The organism is Streptomyces sp. NPDC051218 (assembly GCF_044455475.1).
Lineage (GTDB): Bacteria > Actinomycetota > Actinomycetes > Streptomycetales > Streptomycetaceae > Streptomyces.
Genome location: NZ_JBITEU010000001.1, coordinates 458,969 through 478,439 on the forward strand (window position 1 = coordinate 458,969; position 19,471 = coordinate 478,439).

Annotated in this window: 17 protein-coding genes; 9 read left to right on the forward strand and 8 right to left on the reverse strand. The window is 71.2% G+C overall.

The features are described 5' to 3' along the window. Positions 1 to 77 precede the first annotated feature (77 nt). The 5 genes from ACIBCK_RS02155 to ACIBCK_RS02175 all read right to left on the reverse strand — a co-directional run bounded on the left by ACIBCK_RS02155 (position 78) and on the right by ACIBCK_RS02175 (position 6,519). Positions 78 to 3,230 (reverse strand): efflux RND transporter permease subunit, encoded by a 3,153-nt coding sequence (locus ACIBCK_RS02155; RefSeq protein ID WP_399386164.1) that lies wholly within the window; start codon positions 3,228 to 3,230, stop codon positions 78 to 80. A 151-nt stretch (positions 3,231 to 3,381) separates the two neighbouring features. After that, the gene (locus ACIBCK_RS02160; RefSeq protein WP_399386165.1) at positions 3,382 to 4,062 is read right to left on the reverse strand and encodes a response regulator; all 681 of its coding nucleotides are present in this window, start codon (positions 4,060 to 4,062) and stop codon (positions 3,382 to 3,384) included. Continuing rightward, complete coding sequence (locus tag ACIBCK_RS02165) at positions 4,059 to 5,297, reverse strand: sensor histidine kinase (RefSeq protein ID WP_399386166.1); 1,239 nt, start codon at positions 5,295 to 5,297, stop codon at positions 4,059 to 4,061. The genes ACIBCK_RS02160 and ACIBCK_RS02165 overlap by 4 nt, the downstream gene beginning before the upstream one ends. 111 nt (positions 5,298 to 5,408) lie before the next feature. Further along, positions 5,409 to 5,687: a hypothetical protein gene (locus tag ACIBCK_RS02170; protein WP_399386167.1), complete on the reverse strand. Its 279-nt coding sequence runs from the start codon at positions 5,685 to 5,687 to the stop codon at positions 5,409 to 5,411. Positions 5,688 to 5,727: 40 nt separating this feature from the next. Continuing rightward, the gene (locus ACIBCK_RS02175) at positions 5,728 to 6,519 is read right to left on the reverse strand and encodes a PspA/IM30 family protein (RefSeq protein WP_399386168.1); all 792 of its coding nucleotides are present in this window, start codon (positions 6,517 to 6,519) and stop codon (positions 5,728 to 5,730) included. Between the two features lie 219 nt (positions 6,520 to 6,738). Here ACIBCK_RS02175 and ACIBCK_RS02180 point away from each other — a divergent pair, with 219 nt between their 5' ends. From ACIBCK_RS02180 to ACIBCK_RS02190, 3 genes are all read left to right on the forward strand, one after another. Next, entirely contained in the window at positions 6,739 to 7,413 is a 675-nt protein-coding gene (locus ACIBCK_RS02180; RefSeq protein WP_399387192.1) for a DUF3043 domain-containing protein, read from the forward strand. 74 nt (positions 7,414 to 7,487) lie between these two features. Beyond that, on the forward strand, positions 7,488 to 8,195 hold the full coding sequence (locus tag ACIBCK_RS02185; RefSeq protein WP_399386169.1) for a class I SAM-dependent methyltransferase: 708 nt from the start codon (positions 7,488 to 7,490) through the stop codon (positions 8,193 to 8,195). 118 nt (positions 8,196 to 8,313) lie between these two features. Beyond that, complete coding sequence (locus ACIBCK_RS02190) at positions 8,314 to 9,369, forward strand: S1C family serine protease (RefSeq protein WP_399386170.1); 1,056 nt, start codon at positions 8,314 to 8,316, stop codon at positions 9,367 to 9,369. Between the two features lie 64 nt (positions 9,370 to 9,433). On the opposite strand, the gene ACIBCK_RS02195 is transcribed toward ACIBCK_RS02190, so the two are convergent. After that, positions 9,434 to 9,655, reverse strand: a complete 222-nt coding sequence (locus tag ACIBCK_RS02195) for a hypothetical protein (RefSeq protein ID WP_367041130.1) — start codon at positions 9,653 to 9,655, stop codon at positions 9,434 to 9,436. Positions 9,656 to 9,744: 89 nt separating this feature from the next. On the opposite strand from ACIBCK_RS02195, the gene ACIBCK_RS02200 reads away from it, so the two are divergent. Further along, a complete protein-coding gene (locus ACIBCK_RS02200; RefSeq protein WP_399386171.1) occupies positions 9,745 to 10,944 on the forward strand; it encodes a bifunctional adenosylcobinamide kinase/adenosylcobinamide-phosphate guanylyltransferase in 1,200 nt (399 codons plus the stop codon). A 9-nt stretch (positions 10,945 to 10,953) separates the two neighbouring features. Here ACIBCK_RS02200 and ACIBCK_RS02205 read toward each other — a convergent pair whose 3' ends face one another. Next, entirely contained in the window at positions 10,954 to 11,697 is a 744-nt protein-coding gene (locus tag ACIBCK_RS02205) for a class I SAM-dependent methyltransferase (protein WP_399386172.1), read from the reverse strand. Positions 11,698 to 11,847: 150 nt separating this feature from the next. Here ACIBCK_RS02205 and cobT point away from each other — a divergent pair, with 150 nt between their 5' ends. The 3 genes from cobT (at position 11,848) to ACIBCK_RS02220 (ending at position 15,527) form a co-directional block, all read left to right on the forward strand. After that, the gene (gene cobT, locus ACIBCK_RS02210) at positions 11,848 to 13,005 is read left to right on the forward strand and encodes a nicotinate-nucleotide--dimethylbenzimidazole phosphoribosyltransferase (protein ID WP_399386173.1); all 1,158 of its coding nucleotides are present in this window, start codon (positions 11,848 to 11,850) and stop codon (positions 13,003 to 13,005) included. 66 nt (positions 13,006 to 13,071) lie between these two features. Further along, on the forward strand, positions 13,072 to 14,820 hold the full coding sequence (locus ACIBCK_RS02215) for a phosphatidylglycerol lysyltransferase domain-containing protein (RefSeq protein ID WP_399386174.1): 1,749 nt from the start codon (positions 13,072 to 13,074) through the stop codon (positions 14,818 to 14,820). Further along, positions 14,817 to 15,527, forward strand: a complete 711-nt coding sequence (locus ACIBCK_RS02220) for a hypothetical protein (protein ID WP_399386175.1) — start codon at positions 14,817 to 14,819, stop codon at positions 15,525 to 15,527. The genes ACIBCK_RS02215 and ACIBCK_RS02220 overlap by 4 nt, the downstream gene beginning before the upstream one ends. Here the strand turns inward: ACIBCK_RS02220 and ACIBCK_RS02225 are convergent. Beyond that, positions 15,470 to 16,231, reverse strand: a complete 762-nt coding sequence (locus ACIBCK_RS02225) for a hypothetical protein (RefSeq protein ID WP_399386176.1) — start codon at positions 16,229 to 16,231, stop codon at positions 15,470 to 15,472. The two genes, ACIBCK_RS02220 and ACIBCK_RS02225, sit on opposite strands and share 58 nt — an antisense overlap. Before the next feature lie 446 nt (positions 16,232 to 16,677). On the opposite strand from ACIBCK_RS02225, the gene ACIBCK_RS02230 reads away from it, so the two are divergent. After that, complete coding sequence (locus ACIBCK_RS02230; protein ID WP_399386177.1) at positions 16,678 to 17,460, forward strand: adenosylcobinamide-GDP ribazoletransferase; 783 nt, start codon at positions 16,678 to 16,680, stop codon at positions 17,458 to 17,460. Positions 17,461 to 17,653: 193 nt separating this feature from the next. Further along, positions 17,654 to 19,189, forward strand: a complete 1,536-nt coding sequence (locus ACIBCK_RS02235; protein WP_399386178.1) for a leucyl aminopeptidase — start codon at positions 17,654 to 17,656, stop codon at positions 19,187 to 19,189. The last annotated feature ends 282 nt before the right edge of the window (positions 19,190 to 19,471 follow it).

A 19,471-nucleotide genomic window follows, 5' to 3' on the forward strand; every position in this document is an offset into this window, starting at 1 on the left:
GCCTGCTGCATGTGCGTAAGGGGCACCCGGCATTGCCGGGTGCCCCTTACCTCGTTCTGTGCTCCTTGCGGGTGGTGCTAGACCTTCGCGGGCTCCTGATCCCCTGAGTCCGCTTCCGCCTGCGGCGGGACGCCCGCCTTTTTCGCCCGCTTCGCCTCGCGCTTCGCGCGCCTCTTCTCCTTGCGGAGCTCCACCATCGCGTACAGCGTCGGGACGAGGAGGAGGGTCAGGAGCGTCGACGTGATCAGGCCGCCGATGACCACCACCGCGAGCGGCTGGGCGATGAAGCCGCCCTCGCCCGTGATGCCGAGGGCCATCGGGAGCAGGGCGAAGATCGTCGCCAGGGCCGTCATCAGGATCGGGCGGAGGCGGTGGCGACCGCCCTCGATGACTGCCTCGACCACGCCGTGGCCCTGCCTGCGGTACTGGTTGATCAGGTCGATCAGGACGATCGCGTTCGTCACCACGATGCCGATCAGCATCAGCATGCCGATCATCGCCGGTACGCCCATCGGGGTGTCCGTCGCGATGAGGAGGCCGATGGCGCCCGTGGCCGCGAACGGGATCGAGACCAGCAGGATCAGCGGCTGGACGAGCGAGCGGAACGTCGCCACGAGCAGCATGAAGACGATCGCGATCGCCGCCAGCATCGCGAGGCCCAGCGAGGCGAACGCCTCGTCCTGGTCCTCGGAGACACCGCCGATGGACGCCGTGGCGCCGTCCGGCAGCTTCAGCGCGTCGAGCTTCTTGGTGAGGTCGGCGCTGACCGCGCCGGTGTTCTCACCGGTCGGCTTCGCGGTGATCGTCGCGGCGCGGGCGCCGTCGATGCGGGTCATGGAGACCGGGCCGTCGACCAGCTTGACCGAGGCGATGTCGCCGAGCTTCACGGAGCCGAGGTCCAGCGCGCGCAGCTGGGCGAGGGTCTTCGCCGGCTTCGCGGACTTCACCACGACGTCGCGCTCGCTGTCGTCCAGGATCGCCTTGCCGCTCTGGGTGCCGCGGACCGCCTGGGCGACGGCCTGGCCGAGGGTGGTGTCGTTGAAACCGGCCGCCGCGGCCTTGGCGTTGGCCTTGACCGAGATGCGCGGGATGCTCTGCGACAGGTCGCTCTGGACGTCCGTGACGTCGTCGATCTTCGCGACCTCGTCACGCACCTCGTCGGACGCCTTGCGCAGCACGTCGCCGTCGGCGGCCTTGACGACCACGCTCAGGTCCTGGCTGCCGAAGCCGTCACCGGCCGCGATGGACGTCTGGCCGATGCCCGACAGCTTGCCGAGCTCCTCCTCGACCTTGTCCTGCGTCTTGTCGTACGAGGACTTGTCCTTGAGCGTCAGGGTGTACGAGGCCTGGTTGGTGTCCGTGGAGCCGCCGAAGGCGGCCATGAAACCGGAGGAACCGACCGTGACCTGGTAGTCCTTGATCTCGTCGAGGCCGTCCAGCATCTTCTCGACCTTCTTGGCCGATGCGTCGGACGCGGCCAGGCTGGTGCCCGGCTTCAACTCCTGCTTGATGGTCAGGACTTCCTGCTCGCCCTGGTCGAAGAAGTTGGTCTTCAACAGCGGTGCCATGCCGAACGTGCCCACGAGGACCACGATCGCGATGACGAGGCTGGTGAAGCGGCGCCGGGTCGCGAAGCGGAGCACGGGGACGTAGAAGCGCTGGAGCCTGCTCTTGGCCTCCTTCTCCTCGGCCTTGCGGCGGGCCTCCTCCGGGTCGGCGCCGCGGACGTCCTTGGGGGGACGCAGGAACCAGTACGAGAGGACCGGCACGACCGTCAGCGAGACGAGCAGGGAGGCCAGGAGCGCCGCCGTGACCGTCAGCGAGAAGGAGCCGAAGAGCTCGCCCACCATGCCGCCGACCAGGCCGATCGGCAGGAAGACGGCGACGGTCGTCAGGGTCGAGGAGGTCACGGCGCCCGCGACCTCCTTGACGGCCGTGATGATCGCGGCCTCGCGCTCCTCGCCGTATCCGAGGTGGCGCTTGATGTTCTCCAGGACCACGATCGAGTCGTCGACGACACGGCCGATGGCGATGGTCAGCGCGCCGAGCGTGAGCATGTTGAGGGAGAGGTCCCGCGTCCACAGCACGATCAGGGCGAGCACGACGGAGAGCGGGATGGAGACCGCGGTGACCAGCGTCGAGCGGATCGACGCCAGGAAGACCAGGATGACCAGGACCGCGAAAACCAGGCCGAGGGCGCCCTCGGTGGTGAGGCCGTCGATGGACTTGGAGACCGCCGGGCCCTGGTCGCTGGCGACCGTCAGGTCCGAGCCCGCGCCCAGGTCCTTGCGCAGGTCGGGGAGCTTGTCCTTGACCGCGTCGGAGATGGCGACGGCGCTGCCGTCCTGGTCCATCGTGACCGCCACGGCGAGGCTGGGCTTGCCGTTGGTGCGGGTGATGGACGTGGCGTCCGACGGCTGCTGCTTCACCGTGGCGAGGTCGCCGAGTCGCACCGGCTTGCCCGCGCCCGCCGACGAGCCCGGCTTGGCCTCGGGGGTGACCATCAGGTCCTGGATCTGCTTCAGGGACGTGAAGCCGCCGCCGACCTGGACGGTGCGGTTCTTGCCGTCCTCGTCGAAGGAGCCCGCGGGGAGCGTGGCGCCGCCGGTCTGGAGCGCCTGGCCGAGCGCGGCCGGGGTGAGGCCCGCCTTGGCCAGCTTCCTGTCGTCGGGGGTGACGTCGACCTGGAGGTCGCGCACGCCGTCGACGGTGACCTGGGCGACGCCGTCGATGTCCTCCAGGGCCGGGACGACGGTGGTGTCGAGCCGGTTGGAGAGCGCCTGCTGGTCCTTGTCGGAGGTGACGGAGAGGACCACGGTCGGGATGTCGTCGGTGGAGCCCGCGATGACCTGCGGGTCCACGTCGTCGGGGAGCTGGGCCCCGGCGCGGTTCACGGCCTGCTGGACGTCGGCGACGAGCTGCTTGGAGCCGCTGCCGTAGTCGAACTGGGCCATGATCACGGCGTTGCCCTCGCTCGCCGTGGAGGTGATGCCGGTGATGCCGTCGACCGCGTCGATGGAGGATTCGAGCGGTTCGACGACCTGCTTTTCGACCACATCGGGGGACGCGCCCTGGTAAGGGGCCAGGACGGACACCATCGGGAGTTCGATGGAGGGCAGCAGCTGCTGCTTGAGCTGAGGGATCGCGATCGCGCCGAAGACCAGCGCGATGATGGATATCAGCCCGATCAGGGCCCGTTGGGCGAGGCTGAACCGGGACAGCCAGGACATGGTGGTCTCTCTCTGTGGCGTACTGCGCAGGAACGGGCACCGGCCAGCCGGTGCCCCCTACACGATCTGCCATGTCCAGGGCATGAATCGTCACTCCGAGGACCCGTTCTTATGCGGCGCATACTGCGGGTGCAGTACGTCGCTTCCGCAATCACTCCACCCTTGGACGTACCAGGCCCGATTCGTAGGCAATGACGACGAGTTGTGCCCGGTCGCGGGCGCCCAGCTTCGCCATCGCACGGTTCACGTGGGTCTTCACGGTGAGCGGGCTGACTTCCAGGCGCTCGGCGATCTCGTCGTTCGAGTGCCCGCCCGCGACCTGGACCAGGACCTCCCGCTCACGGCCGGTGAGCGCGTCGAGCCGCTCGCCGCGCGCCCCGCCGTCATCGTCCGGACTCTCGCCCTGCGCGAGGAACTTGGCGATCAGGCCCTTCGTCGCCACCGGGGAGAGCAGAGCGTCGCCCGCGGCCGCGATCCGGATCGCGCCGAGCAGTTCGTCCGGCTCCGCGCCCTTGCCGAGGAAGCCGGAGGCGCCGGCGCGCAACGACTGCACCACGTACTCGTCGACCTCGAAGGTCGTCAGCATGACCACGCGTACGTGGGCCAGGGCGGGGTCGGAGCTGATCAGGCGGGTGGCGGCGAGGCCGTCCGTGCCGGGCATGCGGATGTCCATCAGGACGACGTCGGCCGCCCGCGACTTGGCGAGCTCGACGGCCTCGGCGCCGTCCGACGCCTCGGCGACGACCTCCATGTCGGGCTCGGAGTCGACGAGCACCTTGAACGCGCTGCGCAGCAAGGCCTGATCGTCGGCGAGCAGCACCCGGATCGTCACGCGGTCCCTCCCTCTGCCGGGCTGACCGGCGTTGCCGTGACCGGCAGGATCGCATGGACGCGGAAGCCGCCGCCGTAGCGGGGTCCGGCGGTGCAACGGCCGTTCAGGGCGCTGACGCGCTCGCGCATGCCGAGGAGGCCGTGCCCCCCGCCGTCGCCCTCGCCGGCCGGTTCCTTCTTCTCGCCCCCGCCGTCGTCCAGGATCGTGACCTCGGCGTTCGGCCCCACGCGGATGACGCTGACCTCGGCCTTGGCGCCCACGCCCGCGTGCTTCTGCACGTTCGTGAGGGCTTCCTGGATGATGCGGTACGCGGCCAGATCGACCCCGGCGGGCAGGTCGGCGACCGTGTCGTCGCAAGTCACCTCCACGGGGAGGCCCGCGTGCCGGAAGGTCTCGACGAGGTCGTCGAGGCGGGCGAGGCCCGGGGCCGGCTCGGTGGGTGCCTCGGGGTCGCCGGTCTGCCGCAACAGGCCTACGGTGGCGCGCAGTTCGTTGAGCGCGGAGCGGCTGGCGTCCCGTACGTGGGAGAGGGCTTCCTTGGCCTGGTCCGGCCGCTTGTCCATGACGTGGGCCGCGACTCCCGCCTGGACGTTGACGAGGGCGATGTGGTGGGCGACCACGTCGTGCAGGTCGCGGGCGATACGCAGCCGCTCCTCGGCGACACGGCGCCGGGCCTCCTCCTCGCGGGTGCGTTCGGCGCGTTCGGCGCGCTCGCGTATGGCGTCCACGAAGGCGCGGCGGCTGCGGACGGCGTCACCGGCGGCCGCGGCCATGCCGGTCCAGGCGAAGATGCCGAGGTTCTCCTGGGCGTACCAGGGCAGCGGTCCCGCCAGCATCGCGACGCCGGTGAGGCCGGTGATGGTGACGACGCCGACGCGCCAGGTGGTGGGGCGGTTCGTGGTGGCGGCGACGGTGTAGAGGGCGATGACCGCGCTCATCACGACGGCGCCGCGGAACTCTCCGGTGATGAGGTCGACCACGGAGACGGTGCAGGTCGCCGCGAGGACCACCCAGGGGGCTCGGCGGCGGAAGACCAGGGCGGTGGCGCCGAGCAGCATCAGGACGAGGCTGAGCGTGCCTGGGGAGCGCGTGCCCCACGTGGGGCCGCCGTCGTGGCCGTACGGCTCCACGAAGGAACCGATGACCATGCACACGAGGACGGCTGCCGCGAGGGCGGCGTCCACAGCCAGGGGATGCGCCTTGGCCCAGCAGCGGCCTCGCACGAGAGTGGTCACGCCTTGCCCCGCCCTTTGTCATGGCTGAGCTCCGACTACTTGGGCGTCCTGGCCCGCCGCTTCGCGCCGGATCCTTACCGCCCACCCACCCGATTGCCCCGCATCCAGTGTCTAACCAGGGATCAAGCCGTCGTCGCTCAGCATCTCCCGGACCTCGTCCAGGGTCGCGTCCGGCGCGGGGAGGATCAGTTCCGAGGGTTCGAGCGCGTCGTCCGGCAAGGCCTCGCCCAGTTCCCGGACCTTGTCCAGCAACGCGCCCAGCGTCCTGCGGAAGCCGGACTCGTCGCCGCTCTCCATCTCGGCGAGCAACTCGTCGTCCAGCTTGTTCAGTTCGGTGAAGTGGCTGTCGGCCAGCTTCACCTGCCCCTCCCCCATGATCCGTACGATCATGTCGCCCTCCTCGGACGTGAGCGGTGTGCTGTGTAGGGCCCTACTGCTTGTCGAAGCGCGGGGTGTCCTGCGGCTCCTTGGTCTGCGGCTGGCCCTGACCCGGCTCGATGGCCTGCTTCGACGTCGAACCGCCGGCCAGTTCCGCCTTCATCCGCTGCAGTTCCAGCTCTACATCAGTACCACCGGAGAGGCGATCCAGCTCGGACTGGATGTCGTCCTTGGCCAGTCCGGAGGAGTCGTCGAGGGCCCCGGAAGCCAGGAGCTCGTCGATCGCACCCGCCCGCGCCTGGAGCTGCGCGGTCTTGTCCTCGGCACGCTGGATGGCCATGCCGACGTCGCCCATCTCCTCGGAGATGCCCGAGAAGGCCTCACCGATCCGGGTCTGCGCCTGGGCTGCGGTGTACGTGGCCTTGATCGTCTCCTTCTTCGTGCGGAAGGCGTCGACCTTGGCCTGGAGGCGCTGCGCCGCGAGGGTGAGCTTCTCCTCCTCGCCCTGGAGCGTCTGGTGCTGCGTCTCCAGGTCGGTCACCTGCTGCTGAAGCGCCGCACGGCGCGAGAGCGCCTCACGGGCGAGGTCCTCACGGCCGAGGGCGAGGGCCTTGCGGCCCTGGTCCTCGAGGGTGGAGGACTGCTTCTGGAGCTGGCTCAGCTGCAGCTCGAGGCGCTTGCGCGAGGTCGCCACATCGGCGACACCGCGGCGCACCTTCTGCAGCAGCTCGAGCTGCTTCTGGTACGAGTAATCGAGGGTTTCGCGCGGGTCCTCGGCCCGGTCAAGGGCCTTGTTCGCCTTCGCGCGGAAGATCATCCCCATACGCTTCATGACACCGCTCATGGGCTTCGCGCGCCCCCTTCTGACGGACTTCCAGCTCCAGGTACTGCTCAGAACCCACAGTACGGGCCCTGCATCCATTACCGCACTGTTCGCGTGCGGATGCGCTCATCCCCAAGGACGACTGTGCCCGGCCGGGCTCAGGCGTAGGGAGTAGGTGCACCCCCGGGAAGGGCCCGGAAACCGCTTGTAAACCACACGGAACGTCCCCCTACCCACACAATCAAGACGCCCGGTGTTGCCGGATCGTTCCCCATAGGGCGGCGGTCCACACGTCCGCACCCCGTACCCTTGGGTTTTGTGTTCCGTAGCCGATCCAAGGACGAGAAGGCCCCGGTAGCCAAGGCCCCGGTGACCGACTCCCAGCAGCCCCGTGACCCCGAGGCCCCGAAGGGCCGCCCCACGCCCAAGCGCAGTGAGGCCCAGACCCAGCGCCGCAGCGTGGCCAACACGCCTGTGACGCGCAAGGAGGCGGCGAAGCGGCAGCGCGACGAACGCCGCGTCCAGATGGACAAGCAGCGCCAGGCGCTCGCCAGCGGTGACGAGCGCTATCTGCCCGCCCGCGACAAGGGGCCCGTGCGCAAGTTCGCGCGTGACTTCGTCGACTCGCGGTTCTGCATCGCCGAGTTCTTCCTGCCGCTCGCGGTGATCATCCTCGTACTGAGCATGGTCCGCATCCCGCAGCTGCAGAACATCGCGCTGCTGCTCTGGCTCTTCGTGATCGTCCTGATCATCGTGGACTCGGTGACGACGGCGTTCCGCCTGAAGAAGCGTCTCGCCGAGCGCTTCCCGGACGTGAGCAAGAAGGGCGCCGTCGCCTACGCCCTGATGCGTACGCTCCAGATGCGCCGGCTGCGGCTGCCGAAGCCGCAGGTCAAGCGCGGAGAACGGCCCTGAGCGGATTCGCCGGCGGGGCCGCCGCATGGCTTCAGAAGCTGGGCGGCCTTCGTAACGCCGTACGCCAGGAGCTGGTGACCCGGCAGCTCGACGAGCAGATAGCCGGGCGCTTCCCCGTGGGGCAGCGGCTGCGCGTGCTCGACGTGGGCATGGGCCAGGGCACGCAGGCGCTGCGGCTCGCCCGTGCCGGGCACAAGGTGACGGGCGTCGAGCAGGATCCGGCGATGGTGGCCGCGGCGCGTGCCGCGCTGGGCGCCGAGCCGGAGGGCATCCAGGGGCGGGTGCGCATCGTCGAGGGCGACGGGCGCGAGACCGGGGTGCATTTCCTGCCGGGCAGCTTCGACGTCGTGCTGTGCCACGGCGTCCTGATGTACGTCGAGGAGCCGGACGCGCTCCTCGCGGGCCTGGCCCGGATGCTGGCCCCCGGCGGGCTGCTCTCCCTTCTCGTACGGAACGCCGACGCGCTGGCCATGCGGCCGGGTCTTGCCGGGGACTGGGCGGGGGCGATGGCCGCCTTCGAATCCACGGTGTACCGCAATCGGCTCGGCATCGAGGCGCGGGCCGACCGGCTCGGTGCCGTTTCCGCTTCGCTCGCGGGGATCGCCGCGCCGCTGCATGCCTGGTACGGGGTGCGGGTCTTCACCGACCAGGCGTCGGACGAGGCTCTGCCTCCGGAGGAAGCGGAGTTGGCGGCGTTGCTCGCCGCCGAGGAGCGGGCCGGGCGGACCGACCCGTATCGCCGGGTCGCGGCTCTGCTGCACGTCTGCGGCGTGCGGGACTGACCCTGCGGGGCTGTGCGGGACTGACTGAACCGCCGCTTCGCGGCGGAGCTTTCCCGCCCACCCACCCGATTGCCCCGCATCCAGAGCGACAGAACGGCGTAAACGGGACACTCGGGGCATGAATGCCTTGCGCACCTGTCACTTCGCCGCAGCCGCCGCCGTCACCGCAGGCCTCCTTGTCGCCGGCTGCTCGAGCCCCGGGTCCGGAGACTCCGGTGAGTCCACCACGCAGGCCGCGCCCGTGGCCGCGAGCGATCTGCAGGACGACTACCAGCAGGTGATCAAGGACGTCCTGCCGTCGGTCGTGCAGATCGAAGCCTCCAACAGCCTCGGCTCCGGTGTCGTCCACGACAGCAAGGGCCACATCGTCACCAACGCCCATGTCGTGGGCAAGGAACGGACCTTCAAGGTCACGACGGCCACCGGGGAACAGGCGCTCACCGCGAAGCTCGTCGCCTCCTACCCCGAGCAGGACCTCGCCGTCATCAAGCTCGACAACCCGCCGAGCGGGCTCAAGGCGGCGAAGTTCGGGGACTCCACGAAGGCCGAGGTCGGGCAGATCGTGCTCGCCATGGGTTCGCCGCTCGGCCTGTCGTCCAGCGTCACGCAGGGCATCATCTCCGCCACCGGACGCACCGTCAGCGAGCCCCGCACGGAGGGCGGCGCCTCCGGGGCCACCATCGCGAACATGGTGCAGACGTCGGCCGCGATCAACCCGGGCAACAGCGGCGGCGCCCTGGTCACCCTGGACAGCGAGGTCATCGGCATTCCGACGCTCGCCGCGAGCGATCCGCAGATGGGCGACAGCGCGGCGCCCGGCATCGGCTTCGCGATCCCGTCCACGATGGTGAAGACCATCGCCGACCAGATCATCGAGGACGGCAAGGTCACCGACTCCGGCCGGGCCGCGCTCGGCATCACGGGCCGCACCGTGCTCGGCGACGACTACAAGCCGGCCGGCGTCGCCGTCGTGAACGCGCAGAAGGACGGCGCGGCGGCCAAGGCGGGCATCGAGGCCGGCGACATCATCACCAAGATGGGCGGCGCCGGCATCACCACGATCACCTCGCTCTCCGAGGCGCTCGCCGGGGAGAAGCCGGGCGACAAGGCGCAGGTGACGTATGTACGGGACGGCGCCGAGAAGAGCGCCGACGTCACGCTGGGCGAGATGTAGGGGCGGTACGACGCCGAGGGGGTGGCCGCGACTGCGGCCACCCCCTCGGCGTCTCAGCCGTCGCTCACTCCTGCGCCGCGTCCTGCGCGTGCAGGCTCATCGGCCCATAGATCTTGTTCGCGTCCTCGAAGAGCGACACCTGGTCGGCGCCTCCTTCGGCGAGCTCTTTCCAGTACTCGCCGATCCACGACTCCGCGTCCCCCTGAGTCGTGAACTCCTCGGGCGTCAGAGCCGGCTGGACCTCAGTCCCGTCCGCCTTCTCGAACCGCCACGTCCATGCCGCCATGCCAGCCTCCCGATGGTCCGACAGCTGTGTGAGCCGCTAGAAGCCTAGCCGGGCGAGCGGCGCTCGCGACGACGCGGGAGGATCTTCCTGTGGAACTGACTCTGCTCGGCACCGGCGCCCCCGAAGGCCTGCCCCGCCCCGGCTGTCCCTGCGCGGCCTGTGCGACCGCGCTCGGCGGCGCGGCGCGCGGCGCCACCGCGCTTCTGGTGGACGGCGTCCTGCTGCTCGACCTCACCCCTGGCGCCGCCTTCGCGGCCGCCCGCTCCGGGCACTCGCTCGCAGGTGTACGCCAGGTCCTGCTCTCCCACCCGCACGACGGCCCCTCGGTGGAGGTGCCCGCGGGGCTGCCGCAGCCGGGCCGGGTGCCCGACGGGCGGGAGCTCGCGCTGCTCACCGGGCACCGGGTGCGCGCGGTGGCGATGGACCACCCGGGTACGGGGTACGAGGTCGCGGGCCCCGACGGCGAGCGGCTGCTGTATCTGCCGCCGGGGGGTGCGCCCGCCGGGCTGCCGGACGAGCAGGCCCCGTACGAGACGGTCGTCGCCGATGTCGTCGGGCGGCCGGACGGGCTCGCGCGGCTGCGGGCCACGGGGGCGATCGGGCCGACCACGGATGTCGTAGCCGTCCATCTGGGCCACGAGGTGCCGCCCGGCGCGGAACTGAACCGCAGGCTGGCCGCCGCCGGTGCGCGGGCCGTGCCGGACGGGTCGACGCTGGTGGTCGGCGCCTATGAGGACGTACCGGACGTGCCGCGCCGCACCCTCGTACTCGGCGGCGCCCGGTCCGGGAAGTCGGTGGAGGCCGAGCGGCGCCTGGAGGCCTTCCCCGAGGTGCTGTACGTGGCCACCGGCGGGACCAGGAACGGCGACTCGGAGTGGGCGGACCGGGTGAGCGCCCACCGTGAGCGGCGGCCCGGGTCGTGGAGCACCGCCGAGACCTGCGACCTCGTGCCGCTGCTCGCCGAGAACGGCCCTCCCCTGCTCATCGACTGCCTCTCGCTGTGGCTGACGTACGCCATGGACGAGGTGAACGCGTGGGACGACGACGAATGGGCGGGCGGTGGCGAGCGTGCCCTGCGCAAGCGGGTCTCGGAGCTCACGGACGCGGTGCGCTCGACCCGGCGCACGGTCGTCGCCGTGTCGAACGAGGTGGGCTCCGGCATCGTCCCCGCAACCGCTTCGGGCCGCCGGTACCGCGATGAACTGGGCCGTCTGAACGCGGCGTTCGCGTCCGAGTGCGAGCACGTGCTGCTGGTCGTGGCGGGCCAGGCACTCACGCTGCGCGGCTGAACCGGCCGCTCAGGCGGTGGGGCCCCGGCGCGCGATGACCCGGTAGGCGTTGGCGAACCGGGTGCGGCTGACCAGCGGGGCGAGGATCCGGTCGGCCAGGGCCGCGGCGGCCAGGAGCGGGACCGCGATGCGGGCCGCGGCGCGGATGCGGCCGAGAGTGATGGCCAGACGCGCGGTCAGGTCGAAGGGGATGTGCGGCTCGCGCAGGTCGGTGGCCACGACGGTGTAGCCGAGGCTTTCGAGCTCGGACCGCAGGGTGGCGAGCGGAATGCGGTGGTAGGGCTCGGGCCTGAGCCAGCCCTTGTCGAGGAGCCTGGCGTACCGGCTGCGCGGGGCGGGGACCTCGATCATCAGATGGCCGCCGGGGCGCAACACCGTGCGGGCGGCGATGAGTTCGATGCGCGGGTCGGCGCTGCGCTCCAGGTAGTGGAACATGCTCAGCGCGTCGTAGCGCCCCGCGAGCTTCGGCGCCAGGTCGGACAGGAGCCCGCGATGGGCCTCCTCCACGCGTCCGGCCCTGCGGCCCTCCTCCACGCGCCCGGTGAGGTCGAGGCCGTCGAAGGAGGTGTACGGGTGCACCTGCTGTGCGACGGCGGGGAAGTGCCCGTGCCCGGTCTCGACGTCCAGCCAGCTCTCCGGCTCGATGAACCGGCCCATCGCACGGGCCCGTGCCCGGTGACGGCGGGCGGAGTACGGGACTGCGAGGATCTTCTCGGCCTGAGCGGCGGCGGCCTGGGCTGCGTCGATGGGCATGGCAGGCTCCTTCGTCGGGCGGTGCGGATGCGAGCGGATCGACAATTCGTACTTAACGGTACGTAAGGGTTGATTCGCGCCGACGCAACGACACCGTGGAGGGCCGGGCCGTCTGATGCGCCGCCAAGCCCTGCCGGTACTGTTCGGCGAATGAGCTCGCTGAATCTCGACGACTTCACCGACCTGATCGAGCGGCCCGACGGCGGGGTGCGCCGCGACGCCGAGGAGCGCAGGGAACGGCAGAGCGTGCCGCCCGGAGCGCTCGGCCGCCTGGACGATCTCGCCGAGTGGCTCGCCGCCGCCCAGTCCTCGGTGCCGGTCAAGCCGATCGAGCGACCGCGCGTGATCCTCTTCGCCGGTGACCACGGGGTCGCGGGCCTCGACGTTTCCGCCAGGCCCGCGGGTGGCGCGGCCGAGCTCGTCCGTGGCGTGCTCTCCGGCGCCAGCCCCGTGGCGGTCCTCGCGCGCCGCCTCGACGTGCCCGTCCGGGTCGTCGACATGGCGCTGGACTGCGACCCGGCCGAGCTGCCCGCGGAGGTGGCGGGGCACCGGGTGCGGCGCGGCTCGGGGCGCGTCGACATCGAGGACGCGCTGACGTCGGAGGAGGCCGAGGCCGCGGTGCGGGCCGGGATGGCCGTCGCCGACGAGGAGGCGGACTCCGGTACCGATCTGGTCGTGCTGGGCGATGTGAGCGTCGGCGGTACGACGCCCGCGGCGACGCTGGTCGCCGCCCTGTGCGGAACCGACGCGTCCGTGGTGACCGGGCGGGGCGGCGCGCCGATCGACGACCTCGCGTGGATGCGCAAGTGCGCAGCCGTACGGGACTCGCTGCGACGGGCCCGGCCCGTGCTCGGGGATCAGCTGGAGCTGCTCGCGACGGTGGGCGGTGCGGACATCGCCGCCATGACCGGGTTCCTGCTGCAGTGCGCGGTGCGCCGCACGCCGGTCGTCCTGGACGGCGTGGTGGCATCGGCCGCGGCCCTCGTGGCCCAGCGCGTCGCCTTCCGGGCGCCGGACTGGTGGCTGGCGGGGCACAACAGCGGGGAGCCCGCGCAGGCCAAGGCCCTTGACCGGATGGCGCTCGACCCGGTGCTCGAACAGGGCGTGCAGGTCGGCGAGGGCGTGGGGGCGCTGCTCGCCCTGCCGCTGGTGCGGGCCGCGGCGGCGCTCTCCGCGGAGCTGCCCGAGCGGAAGCCGGAGCCGGAGGTTGCCCCGGAGCCGGAGGTTGCTCCGGAACCGGAGGTCGCGCCTGCGCCGGAGCCGGAGGTTGCTCCGGAGGCAGAGGCCCCCCGGACCGAAGCGAAGTAGACCGCACCCGAAGGCGCGGCTGGTCACAGCCGAGGCGGCCCGGCACGCCCCATATGATCCCTTTTCATGGGAGATGAGCAATATGCTGCCGGGCGCCGTCAGCGTCTCGCCGCGGCCTTCAGCGTCTGGTACCTCCGCGCCGTCACCTTCATCAACTTCCTGAGCGCGGTCTGGGTCTCCCTCGGGCAGGATCTGCGACGGCACAACACCGAGAACTACTTCACGCCGTATCTGCTCACCGCGGGCTTCGCCTCCGGTGCGTTCACGATGTTCCTGGCCATCACGATGCGCCGCCGCAAACGCGCCGCGTGGATTCTCAACCTCGTACTCAGCGGGCTCTTTCTGCTGCTCTTCGCGTTCGCGATGGCCTTCCCGGAGATCCGCCGATACGCGCAGAACTGGATCTCCCTCGTCCTCACCGCGGCCTTCGTCGCCTCGCTGATCGTCGGGCGGCGGGAGTTCTACGCCAAGGGTGACCGCTCCAATCCGAAGCTCGCCGCGGCCGTCGCCGTCGGCGGACTGCTCGCGGCATCGCTGCTCGCCGCGCTCCTGGTCACGGTCACCAACCACGCGCACGACGAGAGCCGTTCGACGTTCCTCGACCGCTGGCGCTACGGCACGATGCGCCTGGTCTCGCTGGCCGCCGACGACCGGCGGTTCGAGGGGATCACCACGCCCGGCTGGGTCAACGTCGGCATCAACGTGCTCAGCACGCTGCTCCTCCTGGCCGTCCTGTACGCCGCGTTCCGCTCGCGCAAGGCGGTCGACCCGCTCGCCGAGGACGACGAGCGCAAACTGCACGAACTCCTCGACAAGTACGGCGAGCGCGACTCGCTCGGCTACTTCGCGCTGCGCCGCGAGAAGAGCGTCGTGTGGTCGCCGAGCGCCAAGGCGGCGGTCGCCTACCGGGTCATCGGGGGTGTGTCGCTGGCCTCCGGTGACCCCATCGGGGACCCGGAGGCCTGGCCGGGCGCGATCGAGCCGTGGCTCGCCGACGCCCGCGAGCACGGCTGGATCCCCGCCGTGATGGGAGCGAGCGAGGAGGCGGGCACGATCTACGCCCGGCACGGCCTCGACGCGCTCGAACTGGGCGACGAAGCCATCGTCGAGACCGCCGAGTTCACGCTGGAGGGGCGGGCGATGCGGACGGTCCGCCAGGCGTACAACCGGGTCAAGCGGGCCGGTTACGAGGTGCGGATCCGCCGTCACGAGGACATCCCGGCCGACGAGATGGCGTACCTCATCGAGCGGGCCGACGACTGGCGGGACGGGGCCACCGAACGCGGCTTCTCGATGGCGCTCGGCAGGCTCGGCGACCCGGCCGATGGGCGGTGCGTGATGCTCGAATGCACGGACGGCGAGGGCGAGTTGAGAGCGCTGCTCTCCTTCGTACCATGGGGGCCGCGCGGGCTCTCCCTCGACCTGATGCGGCGTGACCGCGACGCCGAGAACGGCCTGATGGAGTTCATGGTCATCGAACTGCTCCAGCGGGCCGCCGAGATCAGGATCACTCAGGTCTCGCTGAACTTCGCGATGTTCAGGTCGGTCTTCGAACGTGGCTCGCGGCTCGGCGCGGGCCCGGTCCTGCGGCTGTGGCGCTCGCTGCTCACCTTCTTCTCGCGGTGGTGGCAGATCGAGTCGCTGTACCGAGCCAACGCGAAGTACCGCCCGATCTGGGAGCCCCGCTTCCTGCTCTTCGAGAAGAGCGCGGACCTGCCGCGCATCGGCATCGCGTCGGCCCGCGCGGAGGGCTTCCTCGAAGCGCCGGGCCTGCCGAAGTGGCTGCACCGCAAGCACCTGGAGTCCCGACGATGAGTTCCGTGGCCGCGGGCCGGCTGACCCGTCTGGCGCGCACCGAATGGGGTCCGCTGTACGCGGCGGTACGCGACGGCGTCTCCGAGCGGCGGTGGCGGGCGGCGCCCATGACGCTGGCCGCCGTCTGCCTCACCGCCCTCTGCCAGTTCGTGCAGAACCAGCCCTGGGGCTATCAGTTCGTGCAGAACGTCGGCTCCGTACGGGCCGAGGACCCGCTCTGGCTGGCCCTGCTGCGCACCCCGCTCTCGCTCTTCGTGCCCGCGCTCGACCTGCCCGTCTGGGGTGCGCTCGCGCAGATCCTGCTGGTGTTCGGCATCGCGGAGATCTGCGTCGGCTGGTGGCGCACGCTCCTCATCGGCTACGCGGCCACCCTCGCCGGCACGCTCTACGCGCGCGTGGGCATCGCGTGGGGTCCCGGCAGCCCGCTGGGGCTCCCCGCGTCCGACGCGCGGGTCGTCGACACCGGGCCCTCCGCGGCCGTGGTGGGGCTCGCGGTCTACGTGTGCTGGCGCTACCGGGCGTGGTTCACGGCGGGGCTCGTGACCGCCGTGATGATCGCCGAGGTGTGCGTCAAGAACAACCTCGCGGGCAAGGAGCATCTGGCGGCCATCGGGGCCGTGCTGGTGCTGTGCGCCTGTTCGGAGGTGCTTCAGCGGCGTGGCGGGCGGGGCAGTTCGGGGTCCGGCCTGCCGCCGATCCAGTCCTGAACCTTGCGGCGCGGGCCCGCCCAGCGTTTGTCGTGGTGGTAGGCCCGCAGGCCCGCTCGGGCGCGGGCGCGGTGCCGTTTGCGGTAGAAGCGTCTGGCCCATGCCGATCCCGGGCGGGCGAGGCGGACCGCGCCGACCAACGCGACCAGCGGGATCACCATGCCGATCACGGCCGTCCGCAGCTTTCCCTTGGCCAGGGCGATCAGGGCGAAGCAACAGTTGACGGCGATGTTCAGGGCGAAGCCCGCGCGGTTGCCGCGTTCCTCGGGGGTCAGGTCGTTCACCCCGAAGGGCGTGAAACCGGTGAGCACGAGCACCACCAGGGCCGCGGTCAGCATGACGACCTCGACGCTCTTACGGCCCTGCTCGCTCCAGTAGACGTCGTCGAGGTAGAGGATCAGCGCGAACTCGTCCAGTACGAGGCCTGCGCCGATGCCGAAGATGACGGCCGCGAACATCGAGGCGAGGCTGTGCCTGCCGGCGGCCACGGCCCAGAATCCCCCCACCAGCAAGAGGAAGATGCCGGGCACGACGTGGTGGATGTGGACGTCTCCCGAGCTGATGTTCCGGAAGGGGCCTTTGCCGGCGCGGATGAGGCGGGTGATGGTCCTCGTGACGAGGAAGCAGCCGACGAAGGAGAGCAGGGCCAGCAGAAGCGGAAGCTTCCCCGGCTCCACAATGTTCCTCACCCACCATCCACCCATGGGCCCATCCTCGGCCGGGGACCTCTCCACCGCATTCGCTGCGGGCGGGCGGGGGGCTTTCCTACGTCGCCGCTGCCCGCCGCCACTCGCCGCTGTCGCCGCTAGACCCCTGCGTCGCCGCTTCGCGGCGAATCTTCCCCACCCACCCACCCGATTCCCCGCAGCTGCTCCCGCCACGGAACGGGCGGGGTCGGATGCGGGGTGACGGGCGGGCGGGTGGGAAAGGCCCGTTCGCTCAGGGTCGGATGCCGGGTGACGGGCGGGTGGGTGGGAAAGGCCCGTTCGGCCAGGGTCGGATGCCGGGTGACGGGCGGGTGGGTGGGAAAGGCCCGTTCGGCCAGGGGCGGATGCCGGGTGACGGGCGGGTGGGTGGGAGAGGTCCGTTCGGCCAGAGGCGGATGCGGGGGACCGTTCAGGCCCGGCGCCGCCCCCGGTAACCTTCCGCCGTGTCCCGAACCTCCCCCTCCGACGGTCTTCGCTTTGCCTTCGGCACTCTTACCGCGCTTCCCGTCACCGTCACCCGGTGGGACCGCGGAGCCGCCCGCTCCGGGATGCTCTGTGCGCCGCTCGCCGGGATCGTGATCGGGCTCTGTGCCGCCGCGCTCGGCGGTGCGCTCATGGCCCTCGGGGCGGGCCCGCTGCCGGCAGCCGTAGCCACCGCCGCCGTACCGGCGACGCTCACCCGCGGCCTGCACCTCGACGGCCTCGCCGACACCGCCGACGGACTCGGCAGCGCCAAACCCGCCGACCAGGCGCTGCGCATCATGAAGCAGTCCGACGTCGGCCCCTTCGGCGTCATCACGCTGCTCCTCACCCTGCTCGCCCAAGTGGCCGTACTCGCCCAGCTGTACGAGGCCTCATGGAGCCGGGGCGCACTCGCCGCGGTCGTCTCGGCCGCGGCGGCCCGCCTCGCCCTCACCCTCGCCGCCCGCAAGGGCGTCCCGCCGGCCCGCCCCGAAGGGCTCGGCGCGGCGGTGGCAGGAACGGTTTCCCAGGGCGCGGCCCTGCTCGTGGCGGTGCTCGTCGTGGCGGTGGCAGCCATCGCCGCCGCGCCCTTGGGGACGTACGAGACCGTGCAGTACGCGGCCGCCGTCGTCCTCGCGATAGGCGCCGCCGAGCTCCTGCTGCGGCACTGCGTCCGCCGCTTCGGCGGCATCACCGGCGACGTCTTCGGCGCGCTCGCCGAGACCGCGGCCACGACGGCCCTGGTCGTCCTTGCCCTCGGCTGAACCACGTCTGCGTACGCGGCCGTGAAACATAAATGCGGCGACACGTACGGATGAATCTGCGCCGACACGATCGAATGGGCACGACGCGCGTAGGCTCATGTTCGGTGCCCTTCCGGCCCGTTCTAGGCTGGCGCCGGGCGGGTCGACCCACCCCATCGGCCAAGGAACTCAACGGAAGCGAGAATTCACCACCGTGACTGCTCTGACTCTCAGCACTGCCGCCGCATCCGGCCTCCGTGCCGACGCGATCGTCGTCGGCGTCGCGAAGGGCGCCAAGGGTCCGGTCGTCGCGCCGGGCGCCGAGGCCGTGGACAAGGCGTACGACGGCAAGCTCGCGTCCGTCCTGGAGACCCTCGGTGCCTCGGGCGCCGAGGGCGAGGTGACCAAGCTCCCCGCGCCCTCCGGCTTCAAGGCTCCGGTCGTCCTCGCGGTCGGCCTCGGCACGGTGCCGGAGAAGGACGAGACGTACGGCACCGACGCCCTGCGCCGCGCCGCCGGTACCGCCGCGCGCGCCCTGTCCGGCTCGAAGAAGGCCGCGTTCGCGCTGCCCGCCGAGGACGCCGAGGACACCGGCGCGATCGCCGAGGGCGCGCTGCTCGGCGCGTACTCCTTCGACGCGTACAAGGAAAATGGTTCCGCCACCAAGGGCAAGAACGGCAAGGACGCCAAGGGTCCGCTCGCCGAGGTCGCCCTGCTCGGCGCCAAGCCCCGCGACAAGGCGTACAAGGCGGCCGTGGAGCGCGCCATCGCCCTGTCCGAGGAGCTCAACCGCGCCCGCGACCTCATCAACACCCCGCCGAACGATCTGAACCCCGAGGCCTTCGCCGCGGTCGCCTCCGCGGCAGCCAAGGAGCACGGCATCAAGGTCCAGGTCCTGGACGAGAAGGCCCTCACCAAGGGCGGCTACGGCGGCATCCTCGGCGTCGGCGCCGGCTCGGAGGCCCCGCCGCGCCTGGTCAAGCTCTCGTACACGTCGTCCAAGGCGAAGAAGCACCTGGCCTTCGTCGGCAAGGGCATCACGTACGACTCGGGCGGCATCTCGCTGAAGCCCGCCGGTCACAACGAGACCATGAAGTGCGACATGGCCGGCGCCGCCGCCGTCTTCGCCGCCGTCGTCTCCGCCGCGCGCCTGGGCCTGGAGGTGAACGTCACCGGCTGGCTGGCGCTCGCCGAGAACATGCCCTCCGGCTCCGCGACCCGCCCCGGCGACGTCCTGCGGATGTACAGCGGCAAGACCGTCGAGGTGCTCAACACCGACGCCGAGGGCCGCCTGGTCCTGGCCGACGCGATCGCCAAGGCCTCCGAGGACGCCCCCGACGCCATCGTCGACGTGGCCACGCTGACCGGCGCGATGATGATGGCGCTCGGCAGCCGCACCTTCGGCATCATGGCCAACGACGACGCGTTCCGCGCCGCGATCCACGACGCCTCCGAGGAGGCGGGCGAGCCGTCCTGGCCGATGCCGCTGCCCGAGCACCTGAAGAAGGGCATGGACTCCCCCACCGCCGACATCGCCAACATGGGCGAGCGCATGGGCGGCGGTCTGGTGGCCGGCCTCTTCCTTCAGGAGTTCGTCGGCGAGGGCATCACCTGGGCGCACCTGGACATCGCGGGCCCGGCCTTCAACGAGGGCGGCCCGTTCGGCTACACGCCCAAGGGCGGCACCGGCACCGCGGTCCGCACCCTGGTCCGCCTGGCCGAGCGCACGGCGGCGGGCGACCTCGGCTGACCGGCTGATCTGTCGTACGCAGGCAGGGCCCGGACGTCCAGATGTCCGGGCCCTGCCTGATTTCGCCCTCGACGAAATCCGTACGTTCATACGCCTGAGTAGCGCCCTCACGTGGCGAATCAGACATCTCACAGCCCGGCCCGCCGTCCCACCTCCCGCCGACAAGTGCGAAGATGGGTTCTCGGCAGGACAGGGCCCCCACCACAGGGCCGAAACAAGAGCGGCCGATACCAGCCGACCGACCGGTCGTCCCCCGCGCAAAGGGGTCCGGCGTACGGCGCA